This window comes from Xenophilus sp. (genome assembly GCF_044462705.1).
Classification (GTDB): domain Bacteria; phylum Pseudomonadota; class Gammaproteobacteria; order Burkholderiales; family Burkholderiaceae_C; genus Xenophilus; species Xenophilus azovorans.
This window is the reverse complement of record NZ_JBIQNC010000088.1, coordinates 1-18,917: the sequence shown is the minus strand read 5'-3', so window position 1 is coordinate 18,917 and position 18,917 is coordinate 1. Positions and strand designations below refer to the sequence as shown.

General features: G+C 71.0%; 20 protein-coding genes, 3 tRNA genes and 1 pseudogene. 18 read left to right on the top strand and 6 right to left on the bottom strand.

Features of this window, described 5'->3' with window-relative positions:
* From ACIY1X_RS14450 to ACIY1X_RS14415, 8 genes and pseudogenes are all read left to right on the top strand, one after another.
* A pseudogene (locus tag ACIY1X_RS14450) lies at positions 1-248 on the top strand (iron ABC transporter permease); the annotation flags it as partial.
* A 13-nt stretch (positions 249-261) separates the two neighbouring features.
* A complete protein-coding gene (locus ACIY1X_RS14445; RefSeq protein WP_399681573.1) occupies positions 262-1,347 on the top strand; it encodes an ABC transporter ATP-binding protein in 1,086 nt (361 codons plus the stop codon).
* Between the two features lie 25 nt (positions 1,348-1,372).
* Entirely contained in the window at positions 1,373-2,263 is an 891-nt protein-coding gene (locus ACIY1X_RS14440; RefSeq protein ID WP_399681571.1) for a LysR family transcriptional regulator, read from the top strand.
* A 51-nt stretch (positions 2,264-2,314) separates the two neighbouring features.
* A complete protein-coding gene (locus ACIY1X_RS14435; protein ID WP_399681568.1) occupies positions 2,315-3,376 on the top strand; it encodes an aldo/keto reductase in 1,062 nt (353 codons plus the stop codon).
* Between the two features lie 179 nt (positions 3,377-3,555).
* Positions 3,556-4,056 (top strand): aminoacyl-tRNA deacylase, encoded by a 501-nt coding sequence (locus ACIY1X_RS14430; RefSeq protein WP_399681565.1) that lies wholly within the window; start codon positions 3,556-3,558, stop codon positions 4,054-4,056.
* Positions 4,053-5,639 carry a phospholipase D family protein gene (locus tag ACIY1X_RS14425; protein WP_399681562.1) on the top strand — a complete coding sequence of 529 codons (1,587 nt, stop codon included), beginning with the start codon at positions 4,053-4,055 and terminating at the stop codon, positions 5,637-5,639. The genes ACIY1X_RS14430 and ACIY1X_RS14425 overlap by 4 nt, the downstream gene beginning before the upstream one ends.
* 49 nt (positions 5,640-5,688) lie before the next feature.
* Positions 5,689-6,345 (top strand): glycerol-3-phosphate 1-O-acyltransferase PlsY, encoded by a 657-nt coding sequence (plsY, locus tag ACIY1X_RS14420; RefSeq protein WP_399681560.1) that lies wholly within the window; start codon positions 5,689-5,691, stop codon positions 6,343-6,345.
* A 13-nt stretch (positions 6,346-6,358) separates the two neighbouring features.
* Positions 6,359-6,712 carry a RidA family protein gene (locus ACIY1X_RS14415; protein WP_399681557.1) on the top strand — a complete coding sequence of 118 codons (354 nt, stop codon included), beginning with the start codon at positions 6,359-6,361 and terminating at the stop codon, positions 6,710-6,712.
* Between the two features lie 3 nt (positions 6,713-6,715).
* On the opposite strand, the gene ACIY1X_RS14410 is transcribed toward ACIY1X_RS14415, so the two are convergent.
* Positions 6,716-7,354, bottom strand: a complete 639-nt coding sequence (locus ACIY1X_RS14410; RefSeq protein ID WP_399681554.1) for a TIGR02281 family clan AA aspartic protease — start codon at positions 7,352-7,354, stop codon at positions 6,716-6,718.
* A gap of 7 nt (positions 7,355-7,361) precedes the next feature.
* A complete protein-coding gene (locus tag ACIY1X_RS14405; RefSeq protein ID WP_399681552.1) occupies positions 7,362-7,847 on the bottom strand; it encodes a YajQ family cyclic di-GMP-binding protein in 486 nt (161 codons plus the stop codon).
* Positions 7,848-7,912: 65 nt separating this feature from the next.
* On the opposite strand from ACIY1X_RS14405, the gene murB reads away from it, so the two are divergent.
* Entirely contained in the window at positions 7,913-8,965 is a 1,053-nt protein-coding gene (gene murB / locus ACIY1X_RS14400; protein WP_399681549.1) for a UDP-N-acetylmuramate dehydrogenase, read from the top strand.
* Between the two features lie 7 nt (positions 8,966-8,972).
* Here the strand turns inward: murB and ACIY1X_RS14395 are convergent, their stop codons facing one another.
* From ACIY1X_RS14395 to ACIY1X_RS14380, 4 genes are all read right to left on the bottom strand, one after another.
* The gene (locus tag ACIY1X_RS14395) at positions 8,973-10,220 is read right to left on the bottom strand and encodes an MFS transporter (RefSeq protein WP_399681547.1); all 1,248 of its coding nucleotides are present in this window, start codon (positions 10,218-10,220) and stop codon (positions 8,973-8,975) included.
* A 6-nt stretch (positions 10,221-10,226) separates the two neighbouring features.
* A complete protein-coding gene (locus ACIY1X_RS14390) occupies positions 10,227-10,544 on the bottom strand; it encodes a pyrimidine/purine nucleoside phosphorylase (protein WP_038212215.1) in 318 nt (105 codons plus the stop codon).
* Between the two features lie 86 nt (positions 10,545-10,630).
* Positions 10,631-11,170, bottom strand: a complete 540-nt coding sequence (locus ACIY1X_RS14385) for a hypothetical protein (RefSeq protein ID WP_399681544.1) — start codon at positions 11,168-11,170, stop codon at positions 10,631-10,633.
* 59 nt (positions 11,171-11,229) lie between these two features.
* Positions 11,230-11,592, bottom strand: a complete 363-nt coding sequence (locus ACIY1X_RS14380; RefSeq protein WP_399681541.1) for an ArsC family reductase — start codon at positions 11,590-11,592, stop codon at positions 11,230-11,232.
* A 44-nt stretch (positions 11,593-11,636) separates the two neighbouring features.
* Here ACIY1X_RS14380 and folC point away from each other — a divergent pair, with 44 nt between their 5' ends.
* From folC to ACIY1X_RS14335, 9 genes are all read left to right on the top strand, one after another.
* On the top strand, positions 11,637-12,944 hold the full coding sequence (gene folC, locus ACIY1X_RS14375) for a bifunctional tetrahydrofolate synthase/dihydrofolate synthase (RefSeq protein WP_399681538.1): 1,308 nt from the start codon (positions 11,637-11,639) through the stop codon (positions 12,942-12,944).
* 39 nt (positions 12,945-12,983) lie between these two features.
* Positions 12,984-13,823 carry an SPOR domain-containing protein gene (locus tag ACIY1X_RS14370; RefSeq protein ID WP_399681536.1) on the top strand — a complete coding sequence of 280 codons (840 nt, stop codon included), beginning with the start codon at positions 12,984-12,986 and terminating at the stop codon, positions 13,821-13,823.
* Positions 13,824-13,840: 17 nt separating this feature from the next.
* Positions 13,841-14,326: a CvpA family protein gene (locus ACIY1X_RS14365; RefSeq protein ID WP_399681533.1), complete on the top strand. Its 486-nt coding sequence runs from the start codon at positions 13,841-13,843 to the stop codon at positions 14,324-14,326.
* A gap of 12 nt (positions 14,327-14,338) precedes the next feature.
* On the top strand, positions 14,339-15,850 hold the full coding sequence (purF, locus tag ACIY1X_RS14360) for an amidophosphoribosyltransferase (protein ID WP_399681530.1): 1,512 nt from the start codon (positions 14,339-14,341) through the stop codon (positions 15,848-15,850).
* Between the two features lie 2 nt (positions 15,851-15,852).
* On the top strand, positions 15,853-17,064 hold the full coding sequence (locus ACIY1X_RS14355) for an O-succinylhomoserine sulfhydrylase (protein WP_399681527.1): 1,212 nt from the start codon (positions 15,853-15,855) through the stop codon (positions 17,062-17,064).
* A 10-nt stretch (positions 17,065-17,074) separates the two neighbouring features.
* The gene (gene gltX / locus ACIY1X_RS14350) at positions 17,075-18,463 is read left to right on the top strand and encodes a glutamate--tRNA ligase (protein WP_399681525.1); all 1,389 of its coding nucleotides are present in this window, start codon (positions 17,075-17,077) and stop codon (positions 18,461-18,463) included.
* Between the two features lie 77 nt (positions 18,464-18,540).
* Positions 18,541-18,616, top strand: a tRNA-Ala gene (locus tag ACIY1X_RS14345).
* Between the two features lie 52 nt (positions 18,617-18,668).
* Positions 18,669-18,744, top strand: a tRNA-Glu gene (locus tag ACIY1X_RS14340).
* Positions 18,745-18,803: 59 nt separating this feature from the next.
* A tRNA-Asp gene (locus ACIY1X_RS14335) sits at positions 18,804-18,880 on the top strand.
* Positions 18,881-18,917: the final 37 nt, after the last annotated feature.

Genomic DNA, 18,917 nt, shown 5'->3' with positions numbered 1-18,917 from the left:
TCCTGGCGGGCTTCGTCACCAGCTTCATCACGGCGGCGGTGGAGCTGTCGGCCACGCTGCTGCTGGCGTCGAGCGAGAGCCAGGCGCCGATGAGCTACGGCATTTACCTGTACATGCAGAGCATCTCGGGCCGCGGGCCGGGCGCCGCCTTGGGCGTGCTGGCCGTGGTGGTGGTGGGCCTGGGCACCTATTTCTCGCACCGCTTCGTGGAGCGTTCACGCGCCACGGTGCAGGCCACCAAGGAGTGATCCATCCATGCACCTGAACAAAGTCTCCCTCGAAGCCCGGCACATCAGCCTGAGCTATGGCGCTACCGAGGTGCTGCGTGACGTGAACCTGCGCATCGAGCCGGGCGAGTTCTTCGCGCTGCTGGGCCCTTCCGGCTCGGGCAAGTCCACGCTGCTGCGCCTGATCGCAGGCTTCAACCAGCACCAGCGCGGCGAGCTGCTGGTGGACGGGCAGGACATCACCGGCACGCCTCCACATGCGCGCAACGTGGGCATGGTGTTCCAGAACTACGCGCTGTGGCCCCACATGACGGTGTGGGACAACGTGGCTTTCGGCCTGGTGGAGCGGCGCGAGAGCCGCGATGCCATCCGTCGCAAAGTGGGTGCCGTGCTGGAGCTGGTGGGCCTGGCCGACTATGCGCAGCGCCGCCCCGGGCAGCTCTCGGGCGGGCAGCAGCAGCGCGTGGCGCTGGCGCGCACCGTGGTCATCGAGCCCAAGCTGCTGCTGCTGGACGAGCCGCTGTCCAACCTCGACAAGCAGCTGCGCGTGCAGATGCGCGAGGAGCTCAAGAACCTGCAGCGCAAGCTGGGCCTGACCACCATCTTCGTGACGCACGACCAGGAAGAGGCCATGACCACGGCCGACCGCATGGCGGTGCTCGACAAGGGCATCCTGCAGCAGGTCGGCTCGGCCACCGGGCTGTACGACTTCCCGGCCAATCGCTTCGTGGCCGGTTTCGTGGGCACGGCCAACCTGCTCGAAGGCGAGGTGACGGCGGTGGGCGGCGAGACGCTGAGCTTCCGCGTGCAGGGGCTGGGCAGCCTCACGCTGCCGCGCCCCGACCAGCCGCCCGCGCTGGGTGCGGCGGCGCTGGCCTTCCGCCCGCACCAAGTCAGCATCCGCGTGCGCGACGAGCAGGTGGACGCCTCGCGCCTGTGGCTCAACGGCCGGGTAGAGAGCGCCGAATTCCTGGGCGAGTTCTCGCGCTACCGCGTGCGCGTGGGCGAGGTGGCAATGGTGACGGACCAGCCGCACTACGCGGGCTTGGCCATGTTTGCGCCCGGCGCCGAGGTGCGGCTGGGCATCGAGCCGACGCAGGTGCGCTTCCTGGAGTGCTGAGTCGGCGGCGCGGCAGCCCTGCGGCATGGAAATCTATCAGCTGCGCGCCTTCGTCACGGCGGCCAAGCTGGGCCACGTGACGCGTACGGCAGAGGCCCTGCATCTGACCCAGCCGGCCATCACGGCGCAGATCAAGGCGCTGGAGGAAGAACTGGGCGTGGCCCTGTTCGATCGCCGCCCGGGCCGCATCAGCCTCACGCGCGCGGGCGAGGCGCTGTTGGTGGACGCCGAGCAGGTGCTCAACGCCGCCGGGCACCTGCTGGGCCGCGCCCGCGAGCTGCAGGGCGAGGTGACGGGTTCGCTCACCCTGGGCACGGTGGCCGACCCCGACACGCTGCGGCTGGGCTCGCTGCTGGGCGCGCTGGTGCGCACGCTGCCGCTGCTGGAGATCAAGACCCGCCACGGCCCGGCCGAGGAGATGCGCGAGCAGGTGGCGGCGGGCCTGCTGCAGGCGGCCTTCTACATCGGCCCGAGCATTCCGCGCGAGGTGGCGGGGCTGGCGCTGCAGGCCATCCACTACCGGATCGCGGGACCCGCCCGCCTGCGCGCGCAACTGCTGCACGCCGGCTGGCGCGACGTGGCGGCCATGCCGTGGATCGGAGCGCCCGCGCAGCACCACGTGCAGACGCTGATGCGTGACATGTTCGCGCGCCAGGGCCTCACGCCACACCAGGTGATCGAGTCCGACGAGGTGTCGCTGCCGCAGAGCCTGGTGCGCGCGGGCGTAGGCCTGTCGCTGCTGCGCGAGGACGTGGCCCTGCCCGCCAGCGAGCGCGGCGAGGTGGTCATCTGGCCCCACGCGCGCGTGGGCGCGCTGCTGGGCTTCATCTACCCGCGCGCGGCCGAGCACGAGCCGGCCATCGTCGCCACGCTGTCGCTGCTGCGCACCGTATGGGGGCTGCCGCCGGCAGGGTGAGCGGGCGCGCGGGCACATAAACTCATGTGCTTTGCCACGGAGCCGGAGCGCATGAAAACCGTCACCCTCGGCCGCAGCGACCTGCGCGTCACGCCCATCTGCCTGGGCACCATGACCTTCGGCGAGCAGGTGGACGAGCCCACCGCCCACGCCATCCTCAACCGCTCGCTGGAGCGCGGCGTCGACTTCATCGACACCGCCGAGATGTACGCCGTGCCGGCGCGCCAGGAAACCTATGGCGCCACCGAAACCATCATCGGCAACTGGTTCAAGGCCAACCCCGGCGCACGCCGTAAGCTCACGCTCGCGACCAAGGTGGCCGGCCCCTCGCGCGGCATGCCCTGGGTGCGCGAGGGCCTGGGCATGACGGCGGCCGACATCGCCGCCTCGTGCGAGGGCAGCCTGCGCCGCCTGCAGACGGACGTGATCGATCTCTACCAGATCCACTGGCCCGAGCGCCACGTGCCGGCCTTCGGCAACATCCACTACGACCCGGCCAAGGAGAAGTCGCAGACCTCCATCCACGAGCAGCTGGAGGCGCTGGGCGCGCTGGTGAAGGCCGGCAAGGTGCGCTACATCGGCCTGTCGAACGAGACGCCCTACGGCGTGCACGAGTTCGTGCGCCTCGCGGAGCAGCACGGCCTGCCGCGCGTGGCCACGGTGCAGAACGTCTACTGCCTGATCAGCCGCGCGCTGGAGAACGGCCTGGACGAGACGATGCACAGGCTCGACGTCTCGCTGCTGGCCTATTCGCCGCTGGGCTTTGGCCTGCTGACGGGCAAGTACGACGCCGGCGGCACCGAAGGGCCGCGGGCGCCGAAGGGCGCGCGCATCTCCAGCTACGAGTCGGTGCGCAAGCAGCGCTGGGGCCGCGCGGACGCGCTGGCCGCGGCGCGCCGCTACAACCAGCTCGCCCGCGACCACGGCCTGACGCCGACACGGATGGCGCTGGCCTTCTGCTACACCAAGTGGCAGGTCGCCAGCACCATCATCGGCGTGACTTCGCTGGCCCAGCTCGACGAGAACCTGGACGCCTGGGGCACCACGCTGCCGCCCGAACTGCTGGCCGAGATCGACCGCATCCGCTGGGAGATGCGCGACCCCGCCGCATAAAGTGGAACACCCCCAGTCTTCGCGGACTTCGTTCCGCTTCGCCAACCCCCTCGAGGGGGCACATCCCGCGGCCTGGCAAAGCCAGTTCCGCGGATGTCCTCGCATGGCTTGCTCCGCAGCCGCCAGTCCAGCGGTATTCCCTCCACTTTGGGCGCGATGGAGCGCCTCGGGCGACTGACATGCGCAGGGACAAGGCCCACGTCAGCGAGACGCCCGCCACCGCGGTGCTGAAGGCGGCCGGCGTCGCCTTCACTGAGCACCCCTACGAGTACCTCGAGCACGGCGGCGCGCAGCACAGCGCGCAGGTGCTGGGCCTGGACCCGTTCGCCGTGGTCAAGACGCTGGTGATGCAGGACCAGGATGCGAAGCCGCTCGTCGTGCTGATGCACGGCAACCGCAGCGTCTCGACCAAGAACCTGGCGCGCCAGATCGGCGCCAAGTCGGCCGAGCCCTGCCGGCCCGAGGTGGCGCAGCGCCACTCCGGCTACCAGGTGGGCGGCACCTCGCCCTTCGGCACGCGGCGCGCGATGCCGGTGTACATCGAGGCCACCATCCTCGCGCTGCCGCGCATCGCCATCAACGGCGGCCGGCGCGGCTACCTGGTGGGCATCGACCCGCAGGCGTGCGTGACGCTGCTGGGCGCGACGCCGGTGCAGTGCGCGCTGGCGATGGACCCATGATCCGGCTGCTGCGCCCGCGCCTCGTGCTCGCCGGGCTGGCCTGCGCGGCCGGCCTGCTGGCCGGCTGCTCGCTGCCGCCGCTGGAGGGGCGCAGCGCATCGCAGGCGCTGCCGGCCGCCGAAGCCCGCGAGACGCCGCTGGGCCGGGCGATCGAGCCGCTGGCGCAGCAGCATCCCGGCCAGGCCGGCATCCACCCGCTGACCGATCCGCGCGAAGCCTTCGCCGCGCGCGTGCAGCTGGCCCGGCAGGCGCAGCGCACGCTGGACGTGCAGTACTACATCTGGCGCGGCGACACCACCGGCATGCTGCTGCTGGAGGCGCTGCGCGCCGCCGCCGACCGCGGCGTGCGCGTGCGCCTGCTGCTCGACGACAACGGCATCGCCGGCCTCGACGCCGAACTGGCCGCGCTGGATGCGCATCCCCAGGTCGAAGTGCGCCTGTTCAACCCCTTCGCCTTCCGCGCCTTCAAGCCGCTGGGCTACGTGACGGACTTCGCCCGCGCCAACCGGCGCATGCACAACAAGAGCTTCACCGCCGACGGCACCGCCACCGTGATCGGCGGGCGCAATGTGGGCGACGAGTATTTCGGCGCCACCGACGGCGTGCTCTTCGCCGACCTCGATGTGCTGGCGGTGGGGCCGGTGGCGCAGGCGGTGTCGACGTCCTTCGACGGCTACTGGGCCAGCGGCTCGTCGTATCCCATTGCCGCGCTGGTGGGCGAGCCCTCGGCGAAGGCGCTGGCCGAGGCCGAGGGCCGCGCGGCGCTGGCGCAGCGTTCGCCCGCCGCCGCGGCCTACAAGGAGGCGGTGCAGCGGCTGCCTTTCATGCAGCAGCTCGTCGAAGGCCGCCTGCCGCTGGTGTGGGCGCCGACGCAGCTCGTGGCGGACGATCCGGCCAAAGGCCTGGCGCGCGCCGGGCGCGAGCAACTGCTGATCCACCACATGGCCGAGGCCATCGGCGAGCCCGCGCGCTCGCTGGACCTGGTGTCGCCGTACTTCGTGCCCACCGACCAGGGTGCCGACTACTTCGCCGCGCTGGCGAAGCGCGGCGTGCGCGTGCGCATCCTCACCAACTCGATGGCGGCCACGGACGTGCTGGCCGTGCACTCGGGCTACGCGCGGCACCGGCAGCGGCTGCTGGAGGCCGGCGTGGTGCTCTACGAACTCAAGCCCGATCCCGCGGGCGATTCGCCGGCCGGCGCGCCCGCCGAGGCGGGCCGCAGGGAAGGGCGGGGCCTGCTCGGCAGCTCCGGCTCCAGCCTGCATGCCAAGACCTTCGGCGTGGACGGGCGGCGGGTGTTCGTCGGCTCCTTCAACTTCGACCCGCGCTCGGCGCGGCTGAACACCGAGCTGGGCCTGGTCATCGACAGCCCGCTGCTGGCGCAGCAGATGGAGCGCGTGTTCACCGAGCGCGTGCCCGCCGGCAGCTGGCAGGTGCGGCGCGACCCGGAATCAGGCACGCTGCGCTGGATCGACGCGGCGCAGCAGCCGCCCGCCGAACTCGCCTCGGAGCCGCTCTCTCGCGGCTGGCAGCGCCTGGCGGTGATGCTGCTGTCGCTGCTGCCCATCGAGTGGATGCTGTGACGGCGCGCAGAAGGGCCGCTGGCACAATGCCGCAGCCCCTCCCGGAGACATGCCGTTGAATCTGCCCGCCCTCGTTGCCGTCGTGGCCGCCTATCTCGTCGGTTCGCTGTCCTTCGCCGTCATCGTCAGCCGCCTGCTCGGCATGGACGACCCGCGCAGCTACGGCAGCGGCAACCCGGGCGCGACCAACGTGCTGCGCTCCGGCCGCAAGGGCGCCGCACTGGCCACGCTGGTGCTGGACGCGCTCAAGGGCTGGCTGCCGGTGTGGGCCGTCCACCAGTGGGGCGGCGCCTGGGGGCTGGGCGAGGGCACGGCCGCGCTGGCCGGCCTGGCCGCCTTCCTGGGCCATCTGTACCCGGTGTTCTTCGGCTTCCAGGGCGGCAAGGGCGTGGCGACGGCGGCCGGCGTGCTGTTCGGCATCGACTGGCTGCTGGGCCTGGCCACGGGCGCGACCTGGCTGATCATCGCCTTCTTCTTCCGCTATTCGTCGCTGGCCTCGCTGGTGGCGGCCTTCTTCGCGCCGGCCTACTACCTGCTGGGCGGGCAGATCGCCTGGCCCATGCGTCGTACGGTGCTGGCGGCGCTCATCGTCATGAGCCTGCTGCTGGCCTGGCGCCACCGCGAGAACATCCGGCGGCTTGTGGCCGGCACCGAATCGAAGATCGGCAGCAAGGCCAAGGCGCCGGCCGCCGGCAAGACACCCTGAAAGGACACCCGCCATGCCCCAGCTCACCCGCTTCCACGTCGGCCCCCGCCTGTCGGAGATGGCCGTGCACAACGGCACCGCTTACCTCGCCGGCCAGGTGCCCGACGACACCACGCAGGACATCCGCGGCCAGGCCGCGCAGGTGCTGGCGATGGTCGACAAGCTGCTGGCCGAGGCCGGCACCGACAAGTCGCGCATCCTGATGACGCAGATCTTCCTGACCGACATCAGCGAGATCGCGGCGATGAACGAGGTGTGGGACGCCTGGATCCCCGCCGGCCACACGCCGCCGCGCGCCACCGTGCAGGCGGCGCTGGCCAATCCGGCCTACAAGATCGAGATCGTGGTCACGGCCGCGCTGCCGTGAGGATCAGAAGCGCTTCTCCAGCACCATCTGGTCGGCATCGCGCCGCATCGAGAAGCGGCCGATGAAGCTGTTGCCCAGCAGCACGAAGGGCATCGACTGCGGCGAGACCACGGCGTCCACGTCGTAGACCTCCACGTCGCCCACGCGCACCGACGAGAGCTTGATGCGGTGCCCCACCGCCACGCCGTTGGCCGTGTTGATCTGCACCGGTTGGCCCTTGCTGTAGTCCAGCCCGATGCGCTGCGCGTCGGCCGCCGACAGGGCCACCGCGGTGGCGCCCGTGTCGAGCATGAAGTTCACCGTGCGGCCGTTGATGGTGCCCTGCGTCATGAAGTGGCCGCGGCCGTCCACCGGCAGCACGATGCGCGTGCCGCCCGCGCTGCGCGGCGCGCCGCCGATGCTCACCGGCTGGTCCATGCGCAGCACCAGGCGCTGGCCGCCCGATTCCACCGTCGCCTGGCCGCCCTGCAGGCTCACCAGGCGCACGCCCTGCACCGTCTCGCCGGGCGCCACGGTGCGCGGGGCGCCGCCGTCGACGACGAGGATCGCCCGGCTGCCGATGGTGCCGGTGAGCATCACCGACTGGGCGTGCGCGGCCAGGCTGGCCGCCAGCAGGGCGAGGGCGGCGAACAGCGGCTTCATCGGCGCGTCAATCCCGGAAGTTGTTGAACGACAGCGGCAGGTCCGCCATGTCCTTGCGGATCAGCGCCATCGCGGCCTGCAGGTCGTCCTTCTTGGCGCCGGTCACGCGCACCGCGTCGCCCTGGATCGCGGCCTGCACCTTGAGCTTGCTGTCCTTGAGCAGGCGCTGGATCTTCTTGCCGTCCTCGGTGGCGATGCCGCTGCGCACGGTGATCACCTGCCTGACCTTGTCGCCGCCGATCTTCTGCACGCTGCCTTTATCGAGGAAGCGCACGTCCACGCTGCGCTTGGTCAGCTTGCCGCGCAGGATGTCCTCCACCTGCGCGAGCTGGAACTCGGCGTCGCCGGTGAGGGTGATCTCCTTGTCCTTGAGCTCGATGGCGGCGGCCGTGCCCTTGAAGTCGAAGCGGGTGCCGATCTCCTTGGCGGCGTTGTCCACGGCGTTGCGCACCTCCACCAGATTGGGTTCGCACACGGTGTCGAAGGAAGGCATGGGCGGGATCTCCTGAAGCGTCGATGCGCCCTCTGGCGACAGGGCGCGGATGCGACAATTCTCCCATGATCGTCGAGCGAAACGCCCCCCTGCAGCCGCACAACAGCTTCGGCATCGTCGCGCGCGCCCAGCAGATGGTGCGCATCGAAAGCGAGGACGACGTGCACGCCGTGCTGGCCGATGCGCGCTGGCAGGGCGTGCCGAAATTCGTGCTCGGCGGCGGCAGCAACATCGTGCTCACCGGCGACGTCAAGGCGCTGGTGCTCAAGGTCGAGATCCGCGGCCGCCGGCTGGTCGAGGAGACGCCGCGCGCCTGGATCGTCGAGGCCGGCGCCGGGGAGGTCTGGCACGACACGGTGCGGTGGCTGCTGGCGCAGGGCTGGCCGGGGCTGGAGAACATGGCGCTCATCCCCGGCACGGTGGGCGGTGCGCCGGTGCAGAACATCGGCGCCTACGGCGTCGAGCTGCAGGACCGCTTCGAGTCGCTGGACGGCATCGACCTGGCGACGGGCCGGCCCTTCACGCTCGATGCCGCGCAGTGCGCCTTCGGCTACCGCGACTCGGTGTTCAAGCACGTGGCCGCCGGCCCCAACGACTTCGGCCTGGCCGGCCGGGCGCTCATCACCCGCGTGCGGCTGCGGCTGCCCAGGCCCTGGAAGCCCGAGCTGGGCTACCTGGACCTGGCGCGCAGGATGGCCGAGACCGGCATCGCCGAGCCCACGCCGATGCAGATCTTCGACTGGGTGTGCGCGATCCGCAGCGCCAAGCTGCCCGACTGGCGCGTGCTGGGCAACGCCGGCAGCTTCTTCAAGAACCCCACCGTCACGCCCGAGCAGTGCGCCGACATCATCGCGCGCGACCCGAAGATCGTGCACTACCCCATGCCCGACGGCACGGTGAAGCTGGCGGCCGGCTGGCTGATCGACGCCTGCGGCTGGAAGGGCAAGTCGGTCGGCAACGCCGGCGTGTACGAGAAGCAGGCGCTGGTGCTGGTCAACCGCGGCGGGCGCGCGCACCCGGCCACCGGCGGCGAAGTGATGACGCTGGCCAAGGCGATCCAGACCAGCGTGTACGAGCGATTCGGCATCCGGCTGGAGCCGGAGCCGGTGGTGGTCTAGGGCCGGCCTAAGCCCCGGCCAGCCGCGCCGGCAGCCTGCGCGTGCGCAGGTACAGCCAGCCGGTGATGCTCAGGTTCAGCAGGTTCCAGCCGATGCCGTTGACGAACGCCGCGTGGTAGCCGCCGGTGACGTCGAAGATCCAGCCCGACATCCAGCCGCCCAGCGCCATGCCCAGCATGGTGGCCATGATGACGGCGCCCACGCGTGCGCCGGCCTCGCGCGGCGGGAAGTGCTCGCGCACGATGATGGCGTAGGAAGGCACGATGCCGCCCTGGAACAGCCCGAACATGGCCGAGATCAGGTACAGCGGCACCAGCCCGTCGAAGGGCAGGAACATGAGCAGCGCCAGCCCTTGCAGCACCGAGCCCAGCAGCAGCGTGCGGATGCCGCCGATGCGGTCGCAGATCAGGCCCGAGACCAGCCGGCTGACGATGCCGCAGGCCAGCATCAGCGACAGCATCTCGGCGCCGCGCGCGGCGCCGTAGCCCAGGTCGGTGCAGTAGGCGACGATGTGCACCTGCGGCATGGCCATGGCCACGCAGCAGGCCACGCCGGCCACGCACAGCAGCCACTGCGCGTGCGCGGGCGGCAGGCCGAAGGGGCGGTCGGTCGGCACGGCGCGGCCCGCCGCTGCCGCAGCCACCGGCGCCACCGCCGGCGGCCGCTGGCGCATGTACAGCGCCAGCACCGCCATGCCGATGCCGCACACCAGCCCCAGCGCGACGTAGGTGGGCCGCCAGCCATAGTGCGCGATGCCCCACTGCGCCAGCGGCGGCCAGACGGCGCCGGCCAGGTAGTTGCCGCTGGCGCAGATGGCCACCGCGATGCCGCGCCGCTTGGCCCACCACAGCGTGGTGTCGGCCATCAGCGGTGCGAAGGTGGCCGCGCCGCCCAGAAGGCCCAGCAGCGCGTGCGCGGCGCCGAAAGCCCAGATGCTGCCCGAGAAGGCGGCCCACAGGTAGCCGCCGCAGACCGCCGCCGCGCCCATCATCAGCACGCGCGCGATGCCGTGACGGTCGGCCAGCCGGCCGGTGAGGATGCCGCCCAGCCCCAGGCTGACCACCATCAGCGTGTAGGGCACCGACGCCGTGCCCCGCCCGACGCCGAACTCGGCCTGCACCGCCGGCAGCACCACCGACACCACGTACATGCTGCTGTTGCCCAGCGCCACCAGTCCCAGCGTGGTGACCAGCCGCCAGGCGGCGGTGCGCGAGTCGATCAGGCTGGCGTCGGCGGGCGCTGCGGCGTGGCGCATCGCCGTTCAGCCGAAGCTGCAGATGTAGTGGTAGGCCTCGGCCACGCGGATGTCGAACGACGAATTGGCGGGTGCGCTGAACCGTTCGCCGGGGCCCGACTTCTTCCATTCGTCGCTGCCGGCCAGCCTGTATTCGCAGGCGCCGGCCACGCATTCCATGACCTCGGCCGCGCCGGTGTTGAAGGTCAGCGTGGAGGGCAGGATCACGCCCACCGTGCACTTGCGCCCGTCGGCGAAGGTGACGCCGTGCGAGACGCACTTGCCGTCGAAGTACACGTTGGCTTGGGTCGAGACGGACACGCCGTCCAGCGAGGTGAGGGCCATGATGCAGGGAGGAGGAGAGGAAAAGAAGAAGCGCCGGGCCCGATCGGGGCCCGGCGCGGATGCGATTGTAGAAAGGCGCCGACGCCTCAGCGCCAGCCGCGGTGCCAGTGGCGGTGGCCGTGGTGCCAGCCGCGCGCGTAGCCCAGGTTGAGCGACACGCCGACCGGCGGATAGACCCAGGGCGCCGGATAGGCGTAGGGCGCGGCGTAAGCCGGGGCCACGTACACCGGCGCAGGGTAGGCCGCGGGCGGGGCGCCGTACGGCACGCCCGCGCCCGAGACCACCACGCCGGGCTCCGGCACGACCTGCGCCGGATCGGCGCCGGGCTGCGGCGGGGGCATGTCGTTGTCCGCCAGTTCCGGCTGCGGCGCGACGGGGTAGGTGGTGACGCCGTAGGGGCTCACCTGCACCGGGATGGTCGGGCCCGGTGGGCCGTCGGTGCGCGTGGTGTAGGTGCGGCCGGCGTATTCGTAGGTCACCGAGTAGCCGACCGTGCGGCCCTGCTCGGTGATCGGCTCGCTGGCGATCACGCGGCCCTGCTCGGTGCCGGGCTGCGCCTGGACGCCCAGGCAGGCGCCGGCCAGCAGCGCAGCCGCCAGCAGGCGCGGGGCGGGGAATCTGGCCATGAGGATCTCCTTGTGTGACGAGGCAACGGGGCAATTGGACGCCTGGCAGGCGCCAAGGTTCAACCCCGGCGCCCGGCCAGCGCTTGCCAGGCCTGCGCGTCGAAGCCGGCCGTGACCTGCGGCCCGGGCGCCCATTCGACCACCGGCCGCTTGACCAGGCTGGGGTTCGCCGCCAGCACCCGTGCGGCCGAGTCCGCGTCCACGACGCCCTCGCGCGTGGCGGCGTCCAACTGGCGCCAGGTGGTGCCGCGCCGGTTGACCAGCGCCTCCCAGCCGAGCGCGGCGATCCAGCGTCGCAGCGCGTCGGCCGGCACGCCTTCCTTCTTGAAGTCGTGGAAGCGGTAGGGAACGCCCTGTCCGTCGAGCCATGCACGGGCGCGCTTGACGGTGTCGCAGTTCGGGATGCCGTAGAGGTCGATCATGGCGCCGGATCATCCCCGAAACCGGGCCGGGCCGCTTTGCGACAATGCCGCCCTCCATGAAGACACTGGCCGACTGGCTCGCGCACGCCGAGCGACTGCACGCGAAGAACATCGAACTGGGCCTCCCGCGCGTGCGTGCCGTGGCCGACCGGATGGGGCTGGCCTTCGGCTGCCCCGTCATCACCGTGGCGGGCACCAACGGCAAGGGCTCCACCTGCGCCATGCTGGAGTCCATCCTGTCCGAGGCCGGGTACCGCACGGGCGTCTACGGTTCGCCGCACCTGGTGCACTTCGAGGAGCGCCTGCGCCTGGGCGGCGCGCCGGTCGACGCCGACAGCCTGCCGCCGTACTTCGAGGCGGTGGAGCGCGCACGGGGCGACATCTCGCTGACCTATTTCGAGTTCACCACCCTGGCGCTGTTCGCGCGCATGGCCGACGCGAAGCCGGACGTGGCGATCCTGGAGGTCGGCATGGGCGGCCGGCTGGACGCCGTCAACATCATCGACGCCGACTGCGCGGTGATCACCAGCATCGACCTCGACCACGTGGAGTTCCTCGGCCCCGACCGCGAGCGCATCGGCTTCGAGAAGGCGGGCATCATGCGTCCCGGCCGGCCGGCCGTCGTCAGCGATCCGGTGCCGCCGAAGAGCGTGGTGGCGCACGGCGAGGCGATCGGCGCCGACCTGTGGCTGTCGGGCCGCGACTTCAACGTCGCCGGCGACCGCCAGCAGTGGTCGTGGGCCGGGCGCGGGCGGCGCTATGCCGGGCTGGCTTACCCGGCGCTGCGCGGCGCCAACCAACTCATCAACGCGGCGGGCGTGCTGGCCGCGCTGGAGGCGTTGCGCCCCCAACTGCCAGTGACGGCCCAGGCCGTGCGCACCGGCCTGGCGCTGGTGGAGTTGCCCGGCCGCTTCCAGATCGTGCCCGGCCAGCCGGCGCTGGTGCTGGACGTGGCGCACAACGGCCACGCCGTGGCGGCGCTGGCCGAGAACCTGGACGCGATGGGCTTCTACCCGGTGACGCACGCCGTGTTCGGCGCCATGGCCGACAAGGACCTGGCGGCGATCTTCGCGCGCATCGGGCCGCTGGTGGACCGCTGGTATTTCACCGACCTGCCGACGCCGCGGGCGGCCCGCGCCGCCGATCTGGCCGCCGCCTGGCGGGCGCAGAACACGCGCGCGGACGCGGCCTGCAGCACGCATGCCTCGCCCTCCGAGGCGCTCGCCGCGGCGGTCGCCGCCGCAGGGGCGGCTGATAGAATCGTGGTCTTCGGTTCCTTCTTCACCGTGGGTGGGGTGCTCGAGCAGGGCGTGCCCCGCCTGCAGGCCCGGCACCTCCAGCCGGGCGCCTGATCCGGCCCCGCCTTTCGGGCTCCACCACACGCGACATTCATGGCGTTCTTCAAGTTCCGCTCGCAGGGCCAACCGGGCAACGACGCACGCAGTGCTGCCGCGGCGGCTCCGGCGGAAAGCGTGGAGTCCATGCGCCGGCGCGCGCGGCACCGGCTGCTGGGCGCGGCGGTGCTGGTGCTGATCGGGGTGATCGGCTTCCCGCTGCTGTTCGACACCCAGCCGCGGCCGGTGGCGGTGGACATTCCGATCGAGATCCCCGACCGCAACAAGGCCAAGCCGCTGCCGGTGCCCGAGGCACCTGTTGCGCAGCGCAGCGGCGCCGCTGCTTCCTCCGACGACGGCGTGATCACCGAGCGGGCCGACGGCAGCGAGGTCGTGGCCAGCGCGCCGCCGCCCGCCCCGCCGCCGGCCCCCGAGCCCAAGCCGGCTCCACCGCCGGAACCGAAGCCCGATCCCAAACCGGAGCCGAAGCCCGAATCGCGGCCGGCGCCGGAGCACAAGCCGGCGGAGGCCAAGCCCGCCGAAGCCAAGCCTGCTGCCAAGCCGGCCGGCCGCGACGACGGCAGCCGCGCCCTCGCGCTGCTGGAAGGCCGCTCGTCCGCGGCGGCCAAACCGGCCGCCGAAGCCAAGCCGCCGGCGGCCGAGGCCTCGGGCCGCTTCATCGTGCAGGTCGGCGCCTTCGCCGATGCCGGCAAGGCCAGCGAAACGCGCCAGAAGCTGGAGAAGGCCGGGCTGAAGACCTACACCCAGGTCGCCAAGACGGCCGCCGGCGAGCGCACCCGCGTGCGGGTGGGGCCGTTCTCCTCGCGCGCCGACGCCGACAAGGCCGCCGAGCGCATCAAGGGCCTGGCGCTGCCCGCCGCCGTGCTCAGCCTGTAGCAGCGCGCGGTGCGGCCGTGGCCTTGTTCGACTGGATCGCGGTGGCGCTGATCGGGGTCTCGATGCTGCTCGGCCTGTGGCGCGGGCTGGTCTTCGAGGTCATCACCCTGGCGGGCTGGATCGCCGCCTTCCTCTTCGCGCAGGCCTTCGCCGCCGACGTCGGCGCCTGGCTGCCCTTCGGCGACCCGCAGGCGCCGTGGCGCTACGCGGCGGGCTTCGTGCTGGTGTTCGTGCTCATCGCCTTCGCCGGCGGGCTGGTGGCGGCGCTCACGCGCAAGCTGGTCACGGTGGCCGGGCTGCGGCCGGTCGACCGCATGCTGGGCATGGCCTTCGGCACGGCGCGCGCCGTGGTGGCGCTGCTGGTCGTGGCGGTGGTGGTGCACATCCTCGCCCTGGGCCAGGACGCCTGGTGGCGCGAGTCCGCCAGCGCCCCCTGGCTGGATGCGGCATTGCAGGGCATCAAGCCCGCGCTGCCCGAAAAGTTGGCAAGCTATCTCCCCTGAGAGGATCACCCCATGTGTGGAATCGTCGGCGTCGTCAGCAGCGCCCCCGTCAACCAGTTGCTCTACGACGCCATGCTGCTGCTGCAGCACCGCGGGCAGGATGCCGCGGGCATCGTCACGATGCTCGAGCGCAAGTTCTTCATGCACAAGGCCAAGGGCATGGTGCGCGACGTCTTCCGCACCCGCAACATGCGGGCGCTGCCCGGCAGCGTGGGCCTGGGCCAGGTGCGCTACCCGACGGCCGGCAACGCCTACAGCGAGGAAGAGGCCCAGCCCTTCTACGTCAACGCGCCCTTCGGCATCGTGCTGGTGCACAACGGCAACCTGACCAACGCGCATGCGCTGCGGGCCGAGCTGTTCTCCACCGACCACCGCCACACCAACACCGAGAGCGACTCGGAGGTGCTGCTCAACGTGCTGGCACACGAGATCGAGCGCGCCACGCGCGGCGTGCCGCTGCGCATCGACGACATCTTCACGGCGGTGGAGGCGGTGCACCGGCGCCTGCGCGGCTCGTACGCCGTGGTGTCGCTCATCGCCGGCCACGGGCTGCTGGTGTTTCGCGATCCGTACGGCATCCGCCCGCTGTGCCTGGGCCGCAACGCCGAGGGCGCCTGGATGGCGGCCAGCGAGTCGGTGGCGCTGGAAGGCTCCGGCTTCACTTTCGAGCGCGACGTGGCGCCCGGCGAGGCCGTCTTCATCGACCTGCAGGGGCAGCTTCACGTGCGCCAGTGCGCCCAGGCGCCGACGCTGCACCCCTGCATCTTCGAGTACGTCTACCTCGCGCGGCCCGATTCGACGCTGGACGGCATCTCCGTCTACCAGGCCCGCCTGAACCTGGGCGAGACGCTGGCGCAGCGCGTGATCTCGACCGTGCCGCCGAACGAGATCGACGTGATCGTCCCGATCCCCGAGTCCAGCCGCCCGAGCGCCACGCAGCTCGCACACCTGCTGGGCATCCCGTACCGCGAGGGCTTCGTGAAGAACCGCTACGTGGGCCGCACCTTCATCATGCCAGGGCAGGGCGTGCGCAAGCGCTCGGTGCGGCAGAAGCTCAACGTCATCGGCAGCGAGTTCAAGGACCGCAACGTGCTGCTGGTGGACGACTCCATCGTGCGCGGCACCACCAGCCGCGAGATCGTGCAGATGGCGCGCGACGCCGGCGCGCGCAAGGTCTACCTGGCCAGCGCCGCGCCGCCGGTGCGCTTTCCCAACGTGTACGGCATCGACATGCCGACCAAGGACGAACTGGTCGCGCACGGCCGCAGCGTCGAGGAGATCCGCCAGCTGATCGGCTGCGACGCGCTGATCTACCAGGACGTGGACGGCATGAAGCGCGCCGTGCGCAAGGCGGCCTCCACCGGCGCGCCGGCCATCGACGGCTTCGAGGCCTCGTGCTTCGACGGCGTCTACGTCACCGGCGACATCGACACCGACGCCATCACGCGCATGAACGGCAACCGGCCCCGCGTCGAGGAAACGGACGTCGACTCCTCGCGCCTGGTGCTGCCCAACCTGAGCTGACCATGACAGACCGATCCCTGCCCGCCGGGCTGCGCCCCGAGACGCTGGCCGTGCGCACCGCCATCGAACGCAGCCAGTACGGCGAGAACTCCGAGGCGCTGTACCTCACCACCGGCTTCGTGCAACCCGACTCCGAGACCTCGGCGCAGCGCTTTTCCAGCGGCGAGGGCTACACCTATTCCCGCACCTCCAACCCCACCGTCACCAGCTTCGAGCAGCGGCTGGCGGCCATGGAGGGCACCGAGGCCGCCATCGCCGCCGCTAGCGGCATGGGGGCGATCCTGCTGATGATCATGGGCCTGCTCAGGGCGGGCGACCACGTCGTGCTGTCGCGCTCCATGTTCGGCTCCACGCTCAACCTGTTCGCCAAGGAGTTCGGCAAGTTCGGGGTGGAGACCACCTTCTGCTCGCAGACCGACGTGGACGAATGGCGCGCGGCGGTGCGGCCCAACACCAAGCTGCTGTTCGCCGAGACGCCCACCAACCCGCTCACCGAGGTCTGCGACATCGCGGCGCTGGCCGACATCGCGCGCGCCGCCGGCGCGCTGCTGGCGGTGGACAACGCCTTCGCCACGCCCATCCTGCAAAAGCCGACGCAACTGGGCGCCGACATCGTGATGCATTCCGGCACCAAGTACCTGGACGGCCAGGGCCGCGTGATGGCCGGCGCGCTGTGCGCCAGCCACGAACTCATCACGGGCAAGTTCGCGCCCATCGTGCGCACCGCCGGCATGGTGCTCTCGCCCTTCAACGCCTGGGTGGTGCTCAAGGGCCTGGAGACGCTGGGCATCCGCGTGAAGGCGCAGTGCGAAAGCACCCTGGCCATCGCCCGCTGGCTGGAGGCGCAGCCGCAGGTGGCGCGGGTGTACTACCCCGGGCTGCCCTCGCATCCGCAGCACGAACTGGCGATGCGCCAGCAGAACGGGCTGGGCGGCGGCGTGCTGTCGTTCCAACTGGCCGGCGACACGCCCGAGGCGGCGCGCGCGAAGGCCTTCCACGTGATCGACAGTTGCCGCCTGCTGTCCATCGCCACCAACCTGGGCGACACCAAGACGATCATCAGCCATCCGGCCTCCACCTCGCACGGGCGCCTGTCCGAAGAGCAGCGCCAGGCGGCCGGCATCACGCAGGGCACGATCCGCGTGGCCGTGGGGCTGGAGCACATCGAGGACATCCAGGACGATCTGCTGCGCGGCCTGACGACGCTGAGCTGACCCGAGAACAATGAGCAAGACCCGCACCCGATTCGCGCCGTCGCCCACCGGCTTCATCCACCTGGGCAACATCCGCTCGGCCCTGTACCCCTGGGCCTTCGCCCGCTCCACCGGCGGCGACTTCATCCTGCGCATCGAGGACACCGACCTGGAGCGCTCCACCCAGGCCGCCGTGGACGTGATCCTCGAAGGCATGGCCTGGCTGGGCCTGGACCACGACGAGGGCCCGTACTACCAGATGCAGCGCATGGACCGCTACAAGGCGGTGCTGGCCGACATGCAGGCCCAGGGCCTGGTCTACCCCTGCTACATGAGCGTGGCCGAACTCGACGCCCTGCGCGAGCGCCAGATGGCCAACAAGGAAAAGCCGCGCTACGACGGCACCTGGCGCCCCGAGCCGGGCAAGGTGCTGCCGCCCGTGCCCGAAGGCGTGCAGCCCGTGCTGCGCTTCCGCAACCCGCAGGGCGGCGTGGTCGCCTGGGACGACAAGGTCAAGGGCCGCATCGAGATCCGCAACGACGAGCTCGACGACCTCGTCATCGCGCGGCCCGACGGCACGCCCACGTACAACTTCTGCGTGGTGGTGGACGACATCGACATGGGCATCACCCACGTCATCCGCGGCGACGACCACGTCAACAACACGCCGCGCCAGATCAACATCTTCCGCGCCCTGGGCAAGGAGCCGCCGGTGTACGCGCACCTGCCCACCGTGCTCAACGAGCAGGGCGAGAAGATGAGCAAGCGCAACGGCGCCAAGCCCGTCACGCAGTACCGCGACGAGGGCTTCCTGCCCGACGCGATGGTCAACTACCTGGCGCGGCTGGGCTGGAGCCATGGCGACGACGAGATCTTCTCGCGCGAGCAGTTCCTGCAGTGGTTCAACCTCGACCACCTGGGCCGCAGCGCCGCGCAGTTCGACGAGGCCAAGCTGCGCTGGGTGAACGCGCAGCACATGAAGACGACGCCGGACGAGGCGCTGGCGCCGCTGGTGGCGCAGCACCTGGCGAAGGAGGGCATCGCGGCCGACGAGCGCCTGCCCGCCATCTGCGGCCTCTTCAAGGACCGCTGCGACACGACCGTGGCGCTGGCCGGATGGGCCCGGGCCTTCTATGCGGACGTGCAGGCCAGCGACGCGGACCGGGCGCAATACCTCACCGACGCCATCCGCCCGGCCGTGGCTGCGCTGGCCGAGAAGCTGGCTGCCGTGGCGGCATGGGACAAGGCCGCCATCGCGGCCGCCATCAAGGAAGTCCTTGCGGCCCAGGGCCTGAAGATGCCCCAGTTGGCCATGCCGGTGCGCGTGCTGGTGATGGGCACCCCGCAGACGCCCTCGCTCGACGCCGTCCTCGCCCTGTTCTCCCGCGAAAAAGTCATCGAGAGATTGAAGACGGCCTGAATTTCGGTATATACTGCGAGGCTCGACACCCAGTAGGGATGAGCGACAAGAAAGGCAACTTTCAAAGCGGTCGATCCGGGGGTATAGCTCAGCTGGGAGAGCGCTTGCATGGCATGCAAGAGGTCAGCGGTTCGATCCCGCTTACCTCCACCAACCAGGTGTCGTAGAAGGTAGAGGGCCGAAAGGTCTTCGTTCCTCAGGTTCTGACCCTATCGTCTAGAGGCCTAGGACATCACCCTTTCACGGTGAGTACCGGGGTTCGAATCCCCGTAGGGTCGCCAAGTTTTGTGGCACTTGGCCCGAGCACTGCAAGGTGCGAAGGCGAAAGTCACACCGACGCGGAGTGGTAGTTCAGTCGGTTAGAATACCGGCCTGTCACGCCGGGGGTCGCGGGTTCGAGTCCCGTCCACTCCGCCAAAATTTCCTAGTGAAATCAACGGGCTGCAATCGAGAG

Coding starts and splice junctions, on each gene's coding strand:
- ACIY1X_RS14370 (WP_399681536.1), top strand. CDS start 12,984: ATGGCGTTCTTCAAGTTCCGCTCGCAGGGCCAACCGGGCAACGACGCA.
- ACIY1X_RS14395 (WP_399681547.1), bottom strand. CDS start 10,220: ATGCGCCACGCCGCAGCGCCCGCCGACGCCAGCCTGATCGACTCGCGC.
- ACIY1X_RS14355 (WP_399681527.1), top strand. CDS start 15,853: ATGACAGACCGATCCCTGCCCGCCGGGCTGCGCCCCGAGACGCTGGCC.
- purF (WP_399681530.1), top strand. CDS start 14,339: ATGTGTGGAATCGTCGGCGTCGTCAGCAGCGCCCCCGTCAACCAGTTG.
- murB (WP_399681549.1), top strand. CDS start 7,913: ATGATCGTCGAGCGAAACGCCCCCCTGCAGCCGCACAACAGCTTCGGC.
- ACIY1X_RS14430 (WP_399681565.1), top strand. CDS start 3,556: ATGCGCAGGGACAAGGCCCACGTCAGCGAGACGCCCGCCACCGCGGTG.
- ACIY1X_RS14390 (WP_038212215.1), bottom strand. CDS start 10,544: ATGGCCCTCACCTCGCTGGACGGCGTGTCCGTCTCGACCCAAGCCAAC.
- ACIY1X_RS14405 (WP_399681552.1), bottom strand. CDS start 7,847: ATGCCTTCCTTCGACACCGTGTGCGAACCCAATCTGGTGGAGGTGCGC.
- ACIY1X_RS14410 (WP_399681554.1), bottom strand. CDS start 7,354: ATGAAGCCGCTGTTCGCCGCCCTCGCCCTGCTGGCGGCCAGCCTGGCC.
- plsY (WP_399681560.1), top strand. CDS start 5,689: ATGCCGTTGAATCTGCCCGCCCTCGTTGCCGTCGTGGCCGCCTATCTC.
- ACIY1X_RS14415 (WP_399681557.1), top strand. CDS start 6,359: ATGCCCCAGCTCACCCGCTTCCACGTCGGCCCCCGCCTGTCGGAGATG.
- ACIY1X_RS14385 (WP_399681544.1), bottom strand. CDS start 11,170: ATGGCCAGATTCCCCGCCCCGCGCCTGCTGGCGGCTGCGCTGCTGGCC.
- gltX (WP_399681525.1), top strand. CDS start 17,075: ATGAGCAAGACCCGCACCCGATTCGCGCCGTCGCCCACCGGCTTCATC.
- ACIY1X_RS14435 (WP_399681568.1), top strand. CDS start 2,315: ATGAAAACCGTCACCCTCGGCCGCAGCGACCTGCGCGTCACGCCCATC.
- folC (WP_399681538.1), top strand. CDS start 11,637: ATGCCGCCCTCCATGAAGACACTGGCCGACTGGCTCGCGCACGCCGAG.
- ACIY1X_RS14440 (WP_399681571.1), top strand. CDS start 1,373: ATGGAAATCTATCAGCTGCGCGCCTTCGTCACGGCGGCCAAGCTGGGC.
- ACIY1X_RS14425 (WP_399681562.1), top strand. CDS start 4,053: ATGATCCGGCTGCTGCGCCCGCGCCTCGTGCTCGCCGGGCTGGCCTGC.
- ACIY1X_RS14380 (WP_399681541.1), bottom strand. CDS start 11,592: ATGATCGACCTCTACGGCATCCCGAACTGCGACACCGTCAAGCGCGCC.